Annotated in this window: 17 protein-coding genes; 4 read left to right on the forward strand and 13 right to left on the reverse strand. The window is 72.9% G+C overall.

The window, feature by feature from the left end; translation table 11 throughout:
• Nucleotide 1: 1 nt before the first annotated feature.
• Both LXT12_RS00155 and LXT12_RS00160 read right to left on the reverse strand, forming a co-directional pair.
• Nucleotides 2–505, reverse strand: coding sequence for an arsenate reductase ArsC (locus LXT12_RS00155; RefSeq protein WP_233388282.1), 504 nt, complete (start codon nt 503–505; stop codon nt 2–4).
• A 5-nt stretch (nt 506–510) separates the two neighbouring features.
• On the reverse strand, nt 511–837 hold the full coding sequence (locus LXT12_RS00160) for an ArsR/SmtB family transcription factor (protein WP_233388285.1): 327 nt from the start codon (nt 835–837) through the stop codon (nt 511–513).
• Nucleotides 838–917: 80 nt separating this feature from the next.
• Here LXT12_RS00160 and LXT12_RS00165 point away from each other — a divergent pair, with 80 nt between their 5' ends.
• Nucleotides 918–1,544, forward strand: coding sequence for a LysE family translocator (locus LXT12_RS00165; RefSeq protein WP_233388286.1), 627 nt, complete (start codon nt 918–920; stop codon nt 1,542–1,544).
• On the opposite strand, the gene LXT12_RS00170 is transcribed toward LXT12_RS00165, so the two are convergent.
• Genes LXT12_RS00170 through LXT12_RS00180 form a run of 3 tightly spaced genes read right to left on the reverse strand, consistent with a single transcriptional unit; the run spans nt 1,541 to nt 4,443 of the window.
• Complete coding sequence (locus tag LXT12_RS00170; protein WP_233388288.1) at nt 1,541–2,419, reverse strand: DMT family transporter; 879 nt, start codon at nt 2,417–2,419, stop codon at nt 1,541–1,543. The genes LXT12_RS00165 and LXT12_RS00170 overlap by 4 nt on opposite strands.
• Nucleotides 2,420–2,478: 59 nt before the next feature.
• The gene (locus LXT12_RS00175) at nt 2,479–3,195 is read right to left on the reverse strand and encodes a helix-turn-helix domain-containing protein (protein ID WP_233388290.1); all 717 of its coding nucleotides are present in this window, start codon (nt 3,193–3,195) and stop codon (nt 2,479–2,481) included.
• Nucleotides 3,196–3,231: 36 nt separating this feature from the next.
• Nucleotides 3,232–4,443, reverse strand: coding sequence for a CaiB/BaiF CoA transferase family protein (locus LXT12_RS00180; RefSeq protein WP_233388292.1), 1,212 nt, complete (start codon nt 4,441–4,443; stop codon nt 3,232–3,234).
• Between the two features lie 109 nt (nt 4,444–4,552).
• Here LXT12_RS00180 and LXT12_RS00185 point away from each other — a divergent pair, with 109 nt between their 5' ends.
• A complete protein-coding gene (locus tag LXT12_RS00185; RefSeq protein WP_233388294.1) occupies nt 4,553–5,179 on the forward strand; it encodes a response regulator transcription factor in 627 nt (208 codons plus the stop codon).
• Here LXT12_RS00185 and LXT12_RS00190 read toward each other — a convergent pair.
• On the reverse strand, nt 5,164–6,888 hold the full coding sequence (locus LXT12_RS00190; RefSeq protein WP_233388296.1) for an ATP-binding response regulator: 1,725 nt from the start codon (nt 6,886–6,888) through the stop codon (nt 5,164–5,166). The genes LXT12_RS00185 and LXT12_RS00190 overlap by 16 nt on opposite strands.
• Nucleotides 6,889–7,000: 112 nt before the next feature.
• Between LXT12_RS00190 and LXT12_RS00195 the strand changes: the two genes are divergently transcribed.
• Entirely contained in the window at nt 7,001–9,763 is a 2,763-nt protein-coding gene (locus LXT12_RS00195) for a hypothetical protein (protein ID WP_233388298.1), read from the forward strand.
• 23 nt (nt 9,764–9,786) lie between these two features.
• Here LXT12_RS00195 and LXT12_RS00200 read toward each other — a convergent pair whose 3' ends face one another.
• From LXT12_RS00200 to LXT12_RS00220, 5 genes are read right to left on the reverse strand one after another with little or no spacing between them, the layout of a single operon-like run.
• The gene (locus LXT12_RS00200; RefSeq protein WP_233388300.1) at nt 9,787–10,440 is read right to left on the reverse strand and encodes a YoaK family protein; all 654 of its coding nucleotides are present in this window, start codon (nt 10,438–10,440) and stop codon (nt 9,787–9,789) included.
• Nucleotides 10,437–10,850, reverse strand: a complete 414-nt coding sequence (locus tag LXT12_RS00205) for a DoxX family membrane protein (protein ID WP_233388301.1) — start codon at nt 10,848–10,850, stop codon at nt 10,437–10,439. The genes LXT12_RS00200 and LXT12_RS00205 overlap by 4 nt, the downstream gene beginning before the upstream one ends.
• Before the next feature lie 7 nt (nt 10,851–10,857).
• Nucleotides 10,858–12,741, reverse strand: a complete 1,884-nt coding sequence (locus tag LXT12_RS00210; RefSeq protein ID WP_233388303.1) for an amidohydrolase — start codon at nt 12,739–12,741, stop codon at nt 10,858–10,860.
• A complete protein-coding gene (locus LXT12_RS00215) occupies nt 12,738–12,986 on the reverse strand; it encodes a XapX domain-containing protein (protein ID WP_233388305.1) in 249 nt (82 codons plus the stop codon). Before LXT12_RS00215 ends, LXT12_RS00210 begins: the two co-directional genes overlap by 4 nt.
• Nucleotides 12,987–13,000: 14 nt before the next feature.
• Nucleotides 13,001–13,693 carry a hydrolase gene (locus LXT12_RS00220; protein ID WP_233388307.1) on the reverse strand — a complete coding sequence of 231 codons (693 nt, stop codon included), beginning with the start codon at nt 13,691–13,693 and terminating at the stop codon, nt 13,001–13,003.
• A gap of 112 nt (nt 13,694–13,805) precedes the next feature.
• Between LXT12_RS00220 and LXT12_RS00225 the strand changes: the two genes are divergently transcribed.
• On the forward strand, nt 13,806–14,762 hold the full coding sequence (locus tag LXT12_RS00225) for a LysR family transcriptional regulator (protein ID WP_233388309.1): 957 nt from the start codon (nt 13,806–13,808) through the stop codon (nt 14,760–14,762).
• Here the strand turns inward: LXT12_RS00225 and LXT12_RS00230 are convergent.
• Together LXT12_RS00230 and LXT12_RS00235 are read right to left on the reverse strand one after the other, a co-directional pair.
• Complete coding sequence (locus LXT12_RS00230; protein ID WP_233388311.1) at nt 14,740–16,707, reverse strand: acyl-CoA synthetase; 1,968 nt, start codon at nt 16,705–16,707, stop codon at nt 14,740–14,742. The two genes, LXT12_RS00225 and LXT12_RS00230, sit on opposite strands and share 23 nt — an antisense overlap.
• Before the next feature lie 43 nt (nt 16,708–16,750).
• A complete protein-coding gene (locus LXT12_RS00235; RefSeq protein WP_233388313.1) occupies nt 16,751–17,776 on the reverse strand; it encodes an alcohol dehydrogenase catalytic domain-containing protein in 1,026 nt (341 codons plus the stop codon).

Raw genomic sequence — 17,776 nt, forward strand, 5'->3', positions numbered from 1 at the left:
GTCAGCTCCGGGCGATGCCGGCCGCCGCCTGCTGGAGCTCGGCCTTGCCCAGGGTGTCCAGCGGCAGCTGCAGCAACTGCAGCATGCGGTAGCCGATGGCCTGCCGCGTCAGCTCGAAGGCGCGGCGCCGCCCTTCGTCACCGCCCTCGGCGTTGGAGGGATCGGGATAGCCCCAGTGCACCTTGACCGGCTCGCCGGCCGCGCCGAAGAACACGGGGCAGGCCTCGGCGGCGGCGCTGTCGCACACGGTGATGACGAGGGACAGCGGCGGCGCGCCCTCCCCGCTGAACTCGTCCCAGCTCTTGCTGCGGTAGCCGCTCGTGTCGATGCCGGCGTCGTTGAGCGCCTGCAGCGCGAAGGGGTTGACGCGTCCGCTGGGGGCGCTGCCGGCGCTGTGGGCCTGCACGTCGCAGCCGAGCTTGCGGGCCCAGTGGTTGAGCATGCCTTCGGCCAGCACGCTGCGGGCGGAGTTGTGGGTGCAGAGGATGAGGACGTGTGTGGTCATGGGGTTCAGCAGCCGCAGGCGCGGCCGGCGTCTTTCTTGACGCAGGCCGCGCCCTGGCAGCAGTTCTCGGTGAGGTAGCCCAGCAGGCCGTTCATGCGCTCGTAGTTGGCGCGGTAGATGAGGTTGCGGCTGGCGCGCTCCTGCGTCACCAGGCCGGCATTGACGAGTTCCTTCAGGTGAAAGGACAGGGTGGCGGGCGGCACGCCAAGGGCGTCGTGGATGGCGCCGGGGGTCAGTCCCGCGTCGCCGACGACGACCAGGGCCCGGAAGACCTGCAGCCGCAAGGGCTGGGCCAAGGCCGCGAGGCTGCGGATGACGTCTGTTTCTTCCATATTTCCATTTTCATCGAAATATTTGCGTTCTGCAAGCGCGTCCACAATCGCCGCGCCGCCCTCAGCTCCTGCCCACGCCCGTGCTCAGCCTCGCCCAGACCCTCGCCTTCCTCGCCACCGCCGCCGTGCTCACGGCCACGCCGGGGCCCGACAACCTGATGGTGCTGAGCATGGGCATGTCGCGCGGCCGGCGGGCGGGCATGGCCTTCGGCCTGGGATGCGCCCTGGGCTGCCTCAGCCACACGCTGCTGGCCGTGGTGGGCGTCAGCGCGCTGGTGGCGACCTCGCCGCTGGCCTTCACGCTGCTCAAGCTCTCGGGCGGGCTCTACCTGGTGTGGATGGGCGTGCAGGCCTGGCGTCATGCCGGCCGCGTGCGCATGGGCGACGCGTCGGGCGGCGCGGCGCCGCTGCGCCGGCTGTTCGCCAAGGGGCTGGCGGCCAATGCCATCAACCCCAAGGTGGTGCTCTTCTTCCTGGCCTTCCTGCCGCAGTTCGTCGTGGCGGGCCAGGGGCCGGTGCCGATGCAGCTGGGGCTGCTGGGCCTGCTCTTCACCGCCCAGGCCGCCCTGCTCTTCGGGCTGCTGGGCTGGTTCTCGGGCCGGGTCGGCGCCTGGCTCAACCGCCGCCCCGCCGTCGGCCCCTGGCTGGACCGGCTGGCCGGCACGGTCTTCATCGGCTTGGGCCTGCGGATCATGGTGTCGCGCTAACGGCGAACCGTCGTCGCCCGGCTGCCCCAGGCCGCCGCGGCCACGATCATCAGCCCGCCCAGCACGAGGGAGGTCGACAGGGCCTGGCCCGTCACCGCCAGCACGACGGCGGTGGACAGCAGCGGCGTCAGGAAGGCCAGCAGGCCGATGCGCCGGGGATCGCCGGCCTTGAGCGCGGCGTCCCACAGGAAGAAGGCGCCCCCGAGCGGCCCCAGGCCCAGCGCGGCGATCAAGGCCAAGTCGCGTGGGCTCAACTGCACGGCCGGCTCCCACGCCGCATGGCAGGCCAGCGACAGCACGCCCGACACCGCCGCGAAGCTGCCCACGGCGCTCGTCGGGAAGGCGGGCACGCGCCGCAGCGCCAGCGAATACGTGCTCCACACGAAGGCCGACCCCAGGGCCAGGGCATAGCCCGCATGCCAGCCGCCCGCCAGCACGCCACGGCCATTTCCCGCGCCCGTCCCCGCGCCGCCGAGGATGACCACCGCCGCGCCGGCAAAGCCCAGCAGCGCGGCCGCGAGCTGCGCCGCCTGCCAGCGCAGGCCGGGCAGCATCAGCGGCGCCAGGACCACCATGCCCAGCGGCCAGAGGTAGTTGACGAGGTTGACCTGCAGCGCCGGCGCGGTGCGCAGCGCGCTGAAGAGCAGCAGGTGAAAGCCGAAGAGGCCGTAGACGCCCAGCGCCAGGGTGGCCGGCGGCACGGCCCAGGCGCGCAGGCGAAAGCGCGACAGCGGCAGCGCCAGCAGGCTGCCGACCAGCAGGCCCAGCCCGGTCAGCAGGAAGGGCGGCACGTGGGCCAGCGTGACGCCCAGGGCGGCGAGGCTGGCCCACAGGGCGATGGCGGCAAGGGCGAGCAGGTCGGCACGGGTGGGCATGCCGGCAGTCTCGGGCCGGCCTCGTCGCGCAACGCCGGCCGACCGTCGCGCGCCGACGGTCAGCCGCCGCGCGGCCGGCCTTCGCGGCGCAGCGCGGCGGTGAGCGCCGAGGGCGAGTCGTAGCCCACGCGCTGCGCCACCAGGGCCACCGGCAGCCCGCTGGCGCGCAGCGCGCGGGCGCGCGCCAGCCGCTGGGCACGCAGCCATTGCATGGGCGTGAGCCCCGTGGCCGCGAGGCAGCGCGCGCGGAACTGGCTCTCGGCCAGGCCGGCGCGGGCCGCCAGGTCGGCCACGGTCAGCGGCGCGGCCAGCCGCGTCTGCAGCCAGCGCTGCAGGCCCGCCCAGTCGATGGCCCGGCCGCCACGCCGCATCGCGCCGGCGCCACCTGGCGCCCAGGCCTCGGCCAGCAACTGCGCACCCAGCGCCCTGGGCAGCGGCAGGCCCTGCTCCAGCGACGCGGCCAGGAAGCGGGCCAGGTGGTCCACCAGCTGCGTATGCGTTGGGCTCGGTGGGCGGTCGAGCCAGGCGGGGTCGGCCGTGTCCAGCACCAGACATCGGCTGCCCTGCGGGGCCTCGAAGTCGTGCACGGCCTGGGGAGGGATCCACAGGCCCTGCCCTGCCGCCAGCCGCTGGCCGCGGCCGTCCACCGCCAGCTCCAGCGCACCGTCCAGCGCCCACAGCACCTGGGCGTGGTCGTGCGAATGGCTGCCGCGGGAGGGGCCGTAGTGGCGCAGGCTGAGGGCGGGGGCGCCGAGGGCGCAGGCGGGAGTCGTCACGCGCCGATTTTGCGCCGGCCCGCCACGCCCGAAGGCTCAGTGGACGATGCCCTGCGCCCGCAATTGCGCGATCTGCGCCGCGCTCAGGCCCAGCTCGCGCAGCACGGCTTCCGAGTCCTGCCCGAGGCTGGGCGCATTGCGGCGGTGGCCGCCGGGCGTGGCCGAGAGCTTGGGGCAGATGCCCGGCACCGCGAGGGCGCGCCCGTCGGGCAGTTGCACTTCCTGCAGCATGCCGCGAGCCTGGTAGTGCGGGTCCGCGGCGATGTCGGCGACGGTGTAGATGCGGCCGGCCGGCACGCCGGCCCCGTCCAGCGCCCGCAGCACGGCGTCGACCGGCCGCTGCGCGGCCCAGTCGCCGATGGCGGCATCGATCTCGGCCACGCGGGCCACGCGCCCGGCGTTGTCAGCCAGGGCGGGGTCCTGGCCGAGGTCGTCGCGGCCGATCAGCGCCATCAGCCGGCGGAAGATGCTGTCGCCGTTGCCGGCGATGAGGGCATAGCCGCCGTCCTGGCAGCGGTAGGCATTGGTGGGCGCGATGCCGGGCATGGCGCTGCCCGCGGCCTCGCGCACCACGCCGAAGGCGCTGTACTCGGGCAGCAGGCTCTCCATGCAGTTGAAGACGGCCTCGTACAGGGCCACGTCGATGACCTGGCCCTGGCCGGTGGCGTGGCGGTGCTGCAGGGCCAGCAGGATGCCGATGACACCGTGCAGCGCGGCCAGCGTGTCACCGATGCTCACGCCCACGCGCACCGGCACGCGTCCCGGCTCGGCGGTGAGGTGGCGCAGCCCGCCCATGGCCTCGGCCACGACGCCGAAGCCGGGCCGGTCGCGGTAGGGGCCTGTCTGCCCGTAGCCACTCACGCGCAGCATGATGAGGCGCGGGTTGGCGGCCAGCAGCGCGTCCGGCCCCAGGCCCCAGGCCTCCATGGCGCCGGGGCGGAAGTTCTCGATCAGCACGTCGGCCTCGGCCGCGAGGCGTCGCACCACGTCCTGCCCCTCGGGGGTGCGCAGGTCCAGCGCCAGCGAGCGCTTGTTGCGCGACTGCACCTGCCACCACACCGAGGTGCCGTCCAGCAACAGCCGCCAGCGGCGCAGCGGGTCGCCGGTGCCGGGCGGCTCGATCTTGATGACGTCGGCGCCGAAGTCGGCCAGGGTCTTGGCGGCGAAGGGGCCGGCGATGAGCTGGCCGAGTTCGATGACCTTGAGGCTGGCGAGGGCGGCGGGATGCGGGGCGGCGGGTTCAGGCATGCCGCCCAGTGTGCGGCCCGGCGCGCGGGCGAGTCCATCCGCATCTGGCGCGCCCGCCCTTGGCCGGCGGCGAAGCCCCCCTCATCCCATCGGATGAGCCCTGCCGGGCATGCCGCTGCGTATGCTGGCGACCATGAAGATCCTGCTGGTCGACGACCATGTGCTGATCCGCCAGGCGACGCGGGCCCTGATCGAGCAGCTCATGCCCCGCGCGGACATCGTCGAGGCAGCCAGCCGCGAGCAGACCCTGCAGCGTTTGCGCGAGCCGCCCCTGCCGGGCTGGGTACTGATGGACCTGGGCCTGCCCGACAACCGCGACCTCGCCCTCTTCCACCTGCTGCGGCGCGAATGCCCGGAGGCGCGGGTGGCCATCCTGTCGGCCCAGGAAGACCCGGACCTCGCCCGGGCGGCGATGGACGCCGGCGCCGCGGGCTTCATCCCCAAGTCCAGCCAGGCCGAGCAGCTGGAGTCGGCCCTGAGGGTCATGCTCAGCGGCGGCAGCTACCTGCCGCCGATGCTGGCCCGGCCCCCCAGCGGCCAGGACCTGCTGCAGGCCCTCACGCCCCGCCAGCGCGACGTGCTCGGCTGCCTGCGCCAGGGCCACGGCAACAAGGACATCGCCCGCATCCTGGGCCTGTCGGAGCCCACGGTGAAGACCCACCTCGCGGCCGTCTTCAGGGCGCTGCGCGTACGCAACCGCGTCGAGGCCGTGGTGCTGCTTCAGAAGGCCGACTGAAGCGCCTCCAGCAGCCGCTGCGGCTCCACCGGCTTGTGCAGCCGGGTCACGCCCGGCAAGCCGGGCGCCACGTCGGGCGCACGCACCTCGCCCGTGATCACCAGTACCGGCAGGTCGGCGCCGAAGCGGCCCCGCAGGCTGCCCAGGAGCGGGCCCAATTCCAGGCTGCCGCCTGCCGCCACGTCGCGTGCATCCAGCTGCCCGTCGCAGACCAGGGCGTCGGGCCGTTCGGCCGCCAGCGCCTGTTCGAGCGTGGAGGCCAGATCCACCTGCGCGCCCCAGGCGCCTAGCAGGGCCTGGGTGGCGTGGCGGACGGAGGCTTCGTCGTCCAGCACCAGCACGCGCCGCCCGAGCAGCGGGAACACCCCGGCCGGCGGCGCGGCCCGGACGGCAGCCCCCACGGCCCCGCCCGCCACGCGCGGTAGCTCGACCGCGAAGCAGCTGCCCCGCCCGGCCACCGACCGCAGGGCCAGGCCCTGACCCTGCAGGCGGGCCAGCCGCTGCACGATGGACAGGCCGAGCCCCAGGCCGCGCTCGCGGTCGTGGTCGGGGTTGCCGAGCTGCACGAACTCGCCCCAGATGCGCTGCTGGTCCGCCCCGTCCAGGCCGATGCCGGTGTCCCACACCTGCACGCACACGCCGCCGGCCCTGGCGCGCGCGGCCAGCAGCACGCCGCCGCGCTCCGTGTACTTGAGGGCATTGGCCAGCAGGTTGCGCAGCATGCGCTCGAGCAGGGCGGGGTCGGCATGGACGACGAGGGGCGTCGGCCTCACCCGCAGCTGCAGCTCCCGTGCGTCGGCCACGGGCGCGAACTCCAGGCCCAGCCGGTCGAACAGCGGCTGCAGAGCCACGGGCTGGGGCCGGGCTCGGACGGCCTGCGCGTCGAGCCGGGAGATGTCGAGCAAGGCGCCGAGCAGGGACTGCAGCGACGCCACGGCGCTGGCGATGCCCGCTTCCAGCCGCGGACGCTGGGCCCCGGCGTGGGACAGGGCGCCGACCAACAGCCCGAGCGCATGCAGGGGTTGGCGCAAGTCGTGGCTGGCCATGGCCAGGAAGCGCGTCTTGGCGAGGTTGGCCTGCTCGGCCTCCTGCGTGCGGGCCTGCAGCTTCCCGAGCAGCTCCCGGTTCTCGTAGCGCAGTGCGATGGACGCCACGACCACTTGGCTGACGCGCCGGCCGAGCACACCCATGGCCAGCGTGGCGGCGACCACGAGCCAGGCCAGCTGATGCACGGCCGGGTCCGTGTGCAGCAGCAGCCGCGCCAGCACCAGGGCCTGGCAGGCGAGCACCAGGCAGGCCGCCGCCGCGAACCACGCGGCCGACTGCACCAGCACCACGAGGCAGACCACCTGCAGCGCCACCACCAGCAGCAGCTGCGCTTCGTGCGGACCCGCCGGCAGCAGCCACCACGCGGCACTGCCCCAGCACAGGCCCGTCAGCGCATGGGCGAGCAGGAAGCGCCGCCCCCAGCGCAACACGCCGTCGTCGCCCAGCCCGGCCGCGAGCCGGCGGAACCGCTGCACCTGCCACCAACGCGGCACGGCCTGAAGCAGCATCAGCGCCCACCAGCCCCCCAGCGCCGCGGCGGGCACATGCCTGGCCAGCAGCACCGCCAACCCCGTGCTGCCTACGAGCATGCCCAGCACAGCGTGCGGCGCGCCGCCGTACAGCGTGCGCACGCATTCGGCCTGCAAGGGGGTGGCGTTCATGCGGCGATTCTGCGGGAGGCCGGGGGTGCGCCGCATGCTCCCGAACTCATCCGTCTGGATGACCCCGCGGCGCGTGCGGGCCTCGAACAATGCCGGGCAGGAGATCACCGCCATGCGCCAAGCCCGCCCCGTCCCCAGCCCCTTCTGCGCACCGAAGGCCCGCCGCCTGCTGGCCGGCAGCCTGTGCCTGGCGACGCTGGCGGCGCCCCTGCCCGCCAGCGCCGACCGCTACTGGTCGAGCATGCTGTGCCACACGGCGTCGTGGTGGAACACCTGCTGGACCTCGCAGCCCAACTCGGTGGCACTCGTCGGCGCGCCGGGGCCGGCGGAATCGGCCTTCATCACGGGCAATGCCGCCTTCTCGACCACCGTCACCTTCGCCGGCCCGGACGCCACCGTGGCCGCCTTGCAGCTCGCCGGCACCAGCCGCATGCTGACCTTCGAGCAGCTGTCGGGCCGGCTGCTTGCCGACGCCGCCATCATCGCCTCGGCCGGCAACGCCACCTGGTCGGGCCGGGGCGGCGAGCTGGCGGTCAAGGGCAGCCTGACGCTGGCCGAATCGGCCGGCTCCTCGGCCACCGCCGTGTGGGGTGCCGGCTACAGCGTGACGGCCTCCACCCTCGTCGCCGGAGTGCGCGGCGAAGCCAACGTGCGCCAGCAGGGCGCCGCCGTCCGCACCGACACCCTGGTGCTCGGCCTCACCGACGCCGCCATCTCGCGCTACCAGCTGCAGTCGGGCAGCCTGACGGTGACCGGCAGCACCTCCGCCCGAGGCAACAGCCTGCTGGAGTGGGACGGCGGCAGCCTCGCGCTGGGCGCGCAGTCCTACCTGCACAGCGCCAGCTTCGGCGCCAACGGCGGGGCAGCGGTGAGCTTCGCGCAGTCGGCCGGCCAGCAGGTTGGCTTCGACGGCACGCTGACCCTGGGCGTGTTGGGCCGGGCGAGCTACACGCAGCAAGGCGGCACGCTGACCACCGGCCAGGGCCTGACGCTGGCCGAGGTGACGGGCAGCCACGGCGAGCTGACGACGGCCGGCGGGCAGGCCAACCTGACGGGCGTGGTGGTGGGCATGGGCGGCACCGGCCGATGGACGATGACGGGCGGCAAGGCCACGGTCAACCAGCCGCTGATGCTGGGCCAGCTGGGCGGCGGATCGGGCACGCTGGACCTCCAGGGCGGCGAACTCTTCGCGCCGGCCGGCATCGTGGGTGGCGCGGGCCTGTCCGAAGTGCGCATCGGCCCCTCGGCCGTCCTCAAGACGCCGAGCATCCAGCAGGTGGGCCGGCTCGTGATCAGTGGCAGCGACCCCGCCGCGTACTGGACCTTCCACGCCGGGCTCGACGCGCAGGTCGGCGACATGCTGCTGGACGGTGCCAGCCTGACGCAGTCGGGCGGCCAGGTCCGCATCACCGGTGGCCTCGGCGGCCGGCAGGCGCCGGGCGACTACCACCTGCCGGTCTACCGGCTCGCCGGGGGCACCCTCGAACTGGGGCTGATCAACAGCAGCCCGCTGGAGCTGCAGCTCGATGGCGGCAGCTTCCTCCCCCATGGCGACATGACGCTGGACACGCTTCGCGTCGCGGTGGCCGCGGGCAGCAACATGCAGCTGGTGCTCAACCAGGGGACGACCGTGAACGCCCGCGTGATGGCCGTGGGCAATCGCGGGCTGCTGTCGCTGCAGGGCGGCACCACCGTGCAGGGCCTGATCCTGCAGGCCGGCGGCCAAAGCGAGCTGAGGGTGGGCGATGCGCTCACACAGACGTACAGCGTCTCGGTGGTGGACCAGGCCCTGCTCTCGCAGTCGGCCGGCCGCATCGCCACGACGGGCGTGCTGTCGGTGGACGGCGGGCAGTTCGTGCAGGGCGGCGGCCAGGTCAGCGTGGGCACGCAGCTGATGCTCGACCACGGCGCCCACGTGCAGGCCCGCGGCGGCACGATGTACGTGAACGGCAATCTCACGCTCGGCGAGGGTGAGATGGTCGTCAACGGCGGCTCGCTGACGGTGGTGGGCTCGGTCGTCAACGGCGGCGGGCGCGGCACGCTGGACTGGCAGTCCGGCAGCCTGGCGCTCAACGGCAACGCAGTGGCGCTGGACACGCTGCGCATCGGCGCCGGGCGCAATTTCGTGCGCGGGGCCTACCAGCACCTGTCCCTGTACGAAGGCCTGGTCAACCGCGGCAGCGCCAGCTTCGCCAGTCTCGCCGAGCTCGGCGCCGTCGACAACCAGGGCCTCATCAAGCTCGACGGCGGGACCGGGGCGGCCACCACGCTGCAGCAAGGCGGCAGCCTGACGCTGGAACGCATGGGCAGCCTGCGGGTCGGTGGCGACGCGACCTTTGCCGCGGGGTCCACGACCCGCATCGACCTGGTGTCGAGCATCACCGTGGCCGGCGCGATGGTCGTCGACGCCGCGGCGCAACTGTCCGGCCCGGGCGACCTGATCGCCCAGGGCAGCTTCGCCACCGGCGCGGGGCTGGCGAAGTTCGAATTCGAAGGGCGGCTGCTCCTGGGTGCGTCGAGCCGCCTGCGCCTGGAGTTGGGCGCGAGCGGCGCGGCCGACCAACTGGCCCTGGGCAAGGAACTGCACCTGGACGGCACCCTCGAACTCGTCGGCCTGGACGGCTTCCGCCCCGCCGTGGGCCAACAGTACCGGCTCTTCACTCCCACCCTCGCCAACGGCGGCGCCATCACGGGCCGGTTCCTGGCCCTGGACAGCCACGCTGCCCCGCTGCCCGCAGGCCTGGCCTGGGACACCCGCCAGCTCGCAAGCGACGGGCTGCTGAGCGTGACCACCGTGCCGGAGATGCCGGCGGCGTGGATGTTGGCGGTGGGACTGCCGGTGATGTTGACGCGCAGGCGGTGTGCGCGGCGGTGAGGCCGTGGCGGCCCACCGATGCGCTAACGCACCGCGAACGCGGCGGCCAGCGCGAGAGCTACTGCCGCCCACAGGCAATCAAAGCCCAGCCAGGCATAGCCCGCCGCACCCAGGGCCGAGCCGGCCGCAAAGGCGAGGATGGCGGGCCAGGCGTTGGCAATGCGGGTGCGCGTCGTTGCGTCGGCACGGCCGGTGGCGCGGGCCAGCAGGTCGATGGCGATCTGGGTGACGTTGCCCGTCATCACCGTCGTCTGCACCGGGCCGGCCAGGCTGGTGCGCATCAGCGCGTTCTGCACGCCCATGGCAGCGATCAGCAGGAAGCCAATGGTCATCGTCGACGCGTCGTCGGCATGGCCCGGCGCGGGAAGGCGCCAGGCGGCCAGCGCCGCCACGCCGAGGAGGACCGCTTCCATGCCCAGCAGCCAGGCTGCCGCCGCACGGCTGCGGCGCTGCAGCCCGACCTCGGCCTGGGCCGTCAGCAGCACGCTGGCGAGGAAGACGGGCAGCGCCAGCAGCTTGGTGAGGATCGCGTCGTGCCGGCTCACGAGCTCGGCGCCGATCAGCACGAAGTTGCCGGTCACGTGGGCCGTGAAGAGGCCGAACAGGCCAATGAAGCCGCAGGTGTCCACATAGGCTGCGGCCAGGGCCAGCAGGGCGGCGCGGCGGCGCGGCGTCATCGGCCGGCCTCGCCGTGGGCGACTGCGGCCGCGAAGCCCAGCGCGCCGGCCAGGGCGATGTGCTCCCAGAAGCCATTGAAGGCCTGGACCCGCTCCGCCCCCTGCGGCAGCGCCCACCAGGTGTGCGCCAGGAAGGTGGCGATGAGCGTGAAGCCCGCCAGCGCCAGCCCGCCCAGCGGCGCCCAGCGGCCGCCCCTGAGCAGCAGCAGGCTGCCGCCCAGTTGCGTGACGACGACCGCGGCGGCCAGCATGGTGACGAGGGCGGGTGCGGCCAGGCCGCTCAGCCCGCCCACCTCGGCGCGCGCGCCGTTGAAGTCCAGCAGCTTGAGCGCGCCGCTGATGAGATAGGGCAGCAGCAGGGCCAGCAGCGCGAGGGTGCGCCAGGGGCGCAGCGTCAGGGAAGTGGTCATGGCATTCTCAGAAGGCCCAGCAGGCGCAGCCGAGCGCCCCCCAGAAGCCGGCCCCGTCGGCCGGCACCGAGGAGGCCAGCGCCTGCGCATGGCCGTGGCCATGCACGCCGCAGGGCGCGGCGCAGCAGGCGGCAGCCAGAGAGGCGCCGCCCGGCCGCGTGAACAAGCCGGCCGCCGGGTTGCGATGCCAGTGGCCGCCGAAGCGGTTGACGGGCGACCAGTCCGGCGAGGCTGGCGGCAGCGGCGGCGCCTGGTCGGCGAAGTCGCCGGCGGCGTGCACGATGCGGCCCCCCATGACGGTGAGTTCAGCGTACAGCTCGCCGATCTCGTCTTCAGGCACGGCGAAGTAGTCGCGGCTGAGCAGCGCCAGGTCGGCGAACTGGCCCGCCGCGATCTGGCCCTTGCGGCCTTCGTCGTGGCTGAACCAGGTGTTGGCCTGGGTCCACAGGCGCAGTGCGGTGTGGCGGTCCCGCAGGTTGGCCTCGCCGTACATCCGCATGCCGCCCACGGTCTTGCCGGTGACGAGCCAGGCAAGGCTCGTCCAGGGGTTGTAGCTGGCAACGCGGGTGGCGTCGGTGCCGGCGCCCACGGGCAGGCCGGCGTCCAGCATGCGGCGGATGGGCGGCGTCTGCTCGGCAGCCTGGGCGCCGTAGCGGGCGGCGAAGTACTCGCCCTGGAAGGCCATGCGGTGCTGCACGGCGATGCCGCCACCCAGGGCCTTGATGCGGTCGATGGAGCGCAGGCTCACCGTCTCGGCATGGTCGAACCACCAGTGCAGGCCGGCGAAGGGGATCTCGCGGTCCACCTTCTCGAAGACGTCCAGCGCGCGGCTGATGGTCTCCTCGTAGGTGGCATGCATGCGGAAGGGCCAGCGCTTGGTGACGAGGAGGCGCACGACGGCCTCCAGGTCGGGCTCCATGCCGGGTGGCAGGTCGGGTCGGGGCTCGCGGAAATCCTCGAAGTCGGCGCCGCTGAAGACCAGCATCTCACCCGCGCCGTTGTGGCGGTAGGTCTCGCTGCCGGCCAGCGGGGCGAGCAGGTCGGTCCAGCGCTGGAAGTCGCCCAGCTCGGCGCCCTTGTTCTGCGTGAACAGGTTGTAGGCGATGCGCACCGTCAGTTCGCCGTCGCGCGCCAGCCGGTCGATGATCCGGTAGTCGTCGGGGTAGTTCTGGAATCCGCCGCCGGCGTCGATGACGCTGGTGATGCCAAGACGGTTGAGCTCGCGCATGAAAAGCCGCGTGCTGTTGATCTGGTCGTCGGGCGAGAGCCTGGGGCCCTGGGCCAGCGCGGCGTAGAGCAGGAAGGCGTTGGGCCGGGCCAGCAGAAGTCCCGTCGGGTTCCCCGCGGCGTCGCGCTGGATCTCGCCGCCGGGTGGGTTGGGGGTGTCCTTGCCGTAGCCCACGGCGCGCAGGGCGGCTGCGTTCAGCAGGGCGCGGTCATAGAGGTGCAGGATGAAGACCGGCGTGTGCGGAGCTGCGGCGTTGAGCTCGTCCAGCGTGGGCAGGCGCTTCTCGGCGAACTGCTGCTCCGTGAAGCCGCCCACCACGCGCACCCACTGCGGCGGCGGCGTGCGGCCGACCTGCTCCTTCAGCATGGCCATGGCGTCGGCCAGCGTGGGCACGCCCTCCCAGCGCAGTTCCAGGTTGAAGTTCAGGCCACCGCGGATCAGGTGCGTGTGGCTGTCGATGAGGCCGGGGACGAGGCGCCGGCCGCGTGCGTCGATGACGCGGGTGCGGGGACCCCGGCCCGCCATCAGCCGCTCGACATCGGAGGTGACCGCGGTGAAGCGGCCGTCCTTGACGGCCACGGCGCTGGCCTCGGGCCGGCTCGGGTCCAGTGTCGTGATGCGGGCGTTGTGGATGATGAGGTCGGCAACAGCGGCGGTGGTCATGCGTCGTCCTTGCGCGAGGGCATCACGCCAGTGATCTTCGGCGTGCATTCCTGATGGAACCAGCCGAGGGTGAGCGGCTCGTCGCTGAGTGCGCGGCGCGCCAGCGGCACCACCTGCTCGCCGACCAGCATACCCAGGAGGCCCAGCAAGGCGATGACCGGCGGCGCGGGCGAGCGCACCTGCAGCAGGGCGTAGATGACGCCGACGAGGATGCCCGCCCCCAGCGACAGCAGGTAGACCTTCATGACCGTCTCCCCCCTCAGCGCGCGGCCTGGGGCGGCAGCGTGGGCCCGTGGGCCGCACGCTCGGGGCCCTTGTGGACCATGGTGACCGCGTAGTCGATGCCCATGCCGTAGGCGCCGCTGTGCTCGCGCACGATGGTGGTGGTGGCCTCGTAGGTGTCCTTGCGGGCCCAGTCGCGCTGCCACTCCAGCAGCACCTGCTGCCAGGTCACCGGCACGACGCCCGCCTGGATCATGCGCTGCATGGCGTAGTCATGTGCGTCCTTGCTGGTGCCGCCGCTGGCGTCGGCCACCATGTAGATCTCGTAGTCGGTGTCGTGCATGGCCGACAGCGCGAAGCTCAGGTTGCAGACCTCGGTCCACAGGCCCGAGACGACGACCTTCTTGCGGCCCTGTGCGGCGTGGCGGGCCAGCGCGTCGCGCACCTTCTGGTCGTCCCAGGAGTTCATGGAGGTGCGCTCCAGCAGCGGCGCCTCGGGGAAGACGGCCAGCAACTCGGGGAAGGTGGGGCCGGAGAAGCCCAGGGTCTCGACGGTGGTGATCGTCGTCGGGATGCCGAAGGCCTTGCCGGCCTTGGCCAGGGCGGCGACGTTGTTCTTCAGCGCCTGGCGGTCGATGGACTGCACGCCGAAGGCCATCTGGGGCTGCTGGTCGATGAAGATCAGCTGCGAGTTCTGCGGGGTCAGCACTTCGAGTTTGGACTTGTTCACGGGTGGCTCCGGGGAGGGGTGGGGATGCCCCGCATTCTTTGCAGGCCGCGCCGCCCCGGGTAGACGGCCAGCGGGCAACTCGGTGTCGCCGAGTTGCAGACAATGCGCCGCCATGGACCGAATCAGCCACCTCCGCCTGTTCGTCGAGGCTGCGCGCCTGGCGAGCTTCTCGGCCGCCGCCCGCAAGCTGGGCCTCACGCGCGACCAGGCCTCCAAGCAGATCGCCGCGCTGGAAGCCGAGGTCGGCTCTCCGCTGTTCGCACGCAGCACCCGCAACGTCACGCTCAGCAGCGCCGGCCAAGCCCTGCTCGGGCGGGCCGAGGCCATCGTCGCCATGGTGGACGAGGCCCTCGGCGAGGTGCGCGGCCTGAGCCAGGCGCCGCGCGGCCCGCTGCGCGTGAACGCGCCGATGAGCTTCGGCCAACGCTACCTGGCGCCGTTGATCGCGGCCTTCCACGCCGCCTACCCCGAGGTGTACCTGCGCCTGGACCTGGACGACAGCTTCGTGGACCCCGTCAGGAGCGGTGCCGACGTGACGCTGCGCATCGCCCACCTTCCCGAACAGCTGGACCTGGTGGCACGCCCGATCGCCGTCGCGCCGCGCTGGCTGGTGGCCTCGCCGGGTCATCTGGCGGCGGGGGACGAGCCCAGTGAGCCCGAACAATTGACCAGCCGCGCCTGCCTGCACTACGGTGAGGCGGCCTCCACCTCGCTCTGGCATTTCGAGCCGGCCGAGGGGGCCGAGACTCGGCCCGTCAGCGTGCCCGTGCGCGGGCCGGTGTGCTCCAACAACGGCGACCTGCTGATGCGCGCCGCCGTTGACGGCCTGGGCTTCACGGTGCTGCCCGCCTTCCTCGTCCAGGACGCGCTGGCCACGGGGCAGCTGCGCCACGTGCTGCCAGGCTGGCGCGTCACGCCGGACATCGGCGTCTTCGCGCTCTATGCCAGCAGCGCCCGTTCCTCGCCGGCAGTGCGGGCCTTCATCGACTTTGTCGGACCACGGCTCGGCGAGGCGCTCGACGCGACGACAGCAAGAGGTGGCCGACTCAGTCCACCCGCTCCTGCTTGAAGGTATACCGCGCCAGCCGGGCGCCCAGCTCCTCGCCCTTCTCGGTGGCCCGCCACCGCACCAGGATGCCGGCTCCCGGGTCCTGCACGGCCTCGCAGTTGGCCAGTTCGGCGCCGACGGCCCTGGCTTCCTCGCGCACGACGGACTCCAGTTCCCTGAGCGTCAGCGCCGGCTTGAAGATCTTGCCGATGGCCGTGGTGGGCAGCGATTCGACGACGTGGATGTGCCTGGGCCACGCGGCCCGCTCGGCCACCTGCGCCTGCGCATGCTGCATCAAGGCTGCCTCGGTCGCGGTCCGGTCCTCGCGCAGCTGCACATAGACCACGGGCACTTCGCCGGCGTGCGCGTCGGGCCGCCCCACGGCCGCCGCGAGGGCCACGGCGGGGTGCGCGTGCAGCGCCTCCTCGATGAGCTTGGGGTCGATGTTGTGGCCGCCGCGGATGATCAGTTCCTTCTTGCGGCCGGTGAGCCAGAAGTAGCCCTGCGCATCCTGCCGCCCGAGGTCGCCGGTGTTGAGCCAGCGCTGCATCTCGCCGTGCGCATCGGGCCGTTCGATCCACAGGCCCTCGTTGTGGGAGGCGTGCAGATAGCCCTCGAACAGGTTGGGGCCGCGGATGCCCAGCACGCCGACCTCGTCGCAGGCGGCGTCCCGCTGCCAGCGCCCCTGCTCGTCGAGGACGAAGGCCATCATCTGCTGCCAGGGCAGGCGAATGCCGATCGAGCCCAGCCGCACCTCGCCGTGCGGCGGGTTGATGCTGGAGACGCAGCCGCCCTCCGTCAGGCCATAGCCCTCCAGGATCTTGACGCCGGTCTCCTGCTGGAAGCGGTGGAAGAGCTCCACCGGCATGGGCGCCGCCCCGCAGACGCCGTACTTGAGCTGACTCAGGTCCTGGCCCCTGGGCGGATGCTGCAGCAGGGCCGAGTACACCGTGGGCACGCCCGAGAAGAACAGGATGCGATGGTGGGCGGCGATGTCCCAGAAGCGGGGGATCAGACCCGGTGCGCGGTAGCCCTGGGGCGTGCCCAGCACGACATGGGCGCCGACGGACCAGGGCGTCAGCCCCGTGCCGATCTGGGCGTTGACGTGGAACAGCGGCAGGCCGCAGAAGAGCGTGCGCCCGCGGCCCTCGATCTCGGGGCCGAAGGTGGCCGCCAGTTCGAGGGCATTGGCCACCTCCGTGCGGTGGGTTCGCACCGCGATCTTGGGCAGGCCGGTGGTACCGCCAGTGCAGAAGTACGACGCCCGGTCGTCCAGCGAAGGCGGCGCAAAGGCCAGGGCCTGCGCGGGCGCGGCGTCGAGCAGCGGAGCGAGGGGCCTCACCCGGGCCTGCGCCAGCCGGCGCGGCGTCTTCAGGCGCGAGATCCCGCGCAACACGGGTGCCAGTGGATGGCGGAGGTAGGAGAGCGGGCTGACCGTGAGCACGTGCCGAAGGCTGGCGACGCCGCGGGCCGCCTGCGAGGCCTTCTGCCAGACGTCGGCGCCGGGCGTTGGGGCCAGCGTGACCAGCACCTTGGGCCGCGCGGCGTTCATCAGCTCAGTCATCAAGGCAGGTTCCAGCAGCGGGTTGATGGCGAAGACGATGCCGGCCGCCTCGCCGCCCCAGATGGTCCAGTGGGTTTCGGGCAGGTTGGGCAGGATGAAGGCGATGACGTCGTCGCGCTCCACGCCCAGTTGCCGGAAGGCGTTGGCCGCCTGCGTGATGCGGGCCATCCACTCGCGGTGCGTCCAGACGAAGGGCCTGTCCTGGTCCTCCGTGCGCAGGAAGAAGCTGAGCGCCGGCGCCTCGGGGTCGAGGGCGGCGCCGCGCTGCAGCAGCTCGTAGGTGTTGCGCAGCACCCCGACGGGGTCGGGCACGTCGGCTTCGATGGCCAGCACGTCTCGCAGCTGGCGGACGCCGGCGAAGCCGTGCGGCTGGGCGGTTTGAGAAGGGGCAACTTGGGGCATCGGGGTCACCGGTCTTGAAATGCAGGACGCACGCGCATGGCGGTCACGGAATGAGCACGGCACGACCCGGCCGGCCCGCTGCGACGTGGGCGAAGGCGCTATCCGCCTGCTCCAGGCCCGTGCAGAGGCCCACGGGAAGGGAGATGCGTGTCGCGGCCACGCGCGTCGCCAGCTCGTCCAGCGCTTGGGCATCGGGCTTGAAGATTGTCCAGGCGTAGCGGGCCGTGGGGCAGCGCTGGCGAACCACAGCCTGGACCTGCTGCTTGTCATGCTGGCAGGCGAGCGCCCCTTTCAGCCAGCCGAGGCGGTCGAAGTGGCCCAGCAGCGGATGCACCGTGGTGGCCTGGCCGAGGGCCGTGGTGCCCAGGCGGGAAGCGAGTGCGATGTCCTCGTCCCAGCTCGCGAAGTTCAGGGCCACGTCGAAATCGTCGGGCAACTGGCCGAGGACGGCCGGCCCTCGTTCCAGGGCCATGCTCGCGCCGAGGGCCTGGCACTCCGCGGCCGAGCCGGCCGAGGCTACGGCCGTGACGGAGCACCCCCAGGACGACAACAGTTGCAGCGACAGGCGCCCCAGCGCCCCGGCGGCGCCGAGGACCAGCACCTTCCGGCCGGCGGCGTTGCCAGGGTGGAGGCCGGCGGCGCGCACCGCCTGCCACATCGTCGTGAAGGCATACGGCAGCACCGCCAGCGCGGCGGCAGCCATGCCGGCCGGCGCAGGCCTGAGCCAGGCTTCAGGCACGACGACGTGGGAGGCATGCGCGCCGCCCCTGCGGCCGGTGCCGACGAGGCCGAACACGCGCTCGCCCACGGCGAATCCGGTGGCGCCCGCGCCCAGGGCTTGGACATGCCCGACCAGGTCGTTGCCGAGCACCAGCGGGAAGCGGCCGGCGCCCTTGAGGGAAAGCAGCCGCTGCCCGTAGCCGCTGGCGCGCCTGGCGTCGATGGGATTGACCGAGGTGGCCTGGACCCGCACGCGCACCTCGCCGTGCCCAGGCTCGGGCAGGGGCGTCTGCCGCACCTGCAGCGCTGCGGGCACCGAGGGCCGCAGGCAGACCAGTTCGCGTCGCAT

Source organism: Pelomonas caseinilytica (assembly GCF_021353235.1).
Classification (GTDB): Bacteria; Pseudomonadota; Gammaproteobacteria; order Burkholderiales; family Burkholderiaceae_C; genus Pelomonas; species Pelomonas caseinilytica.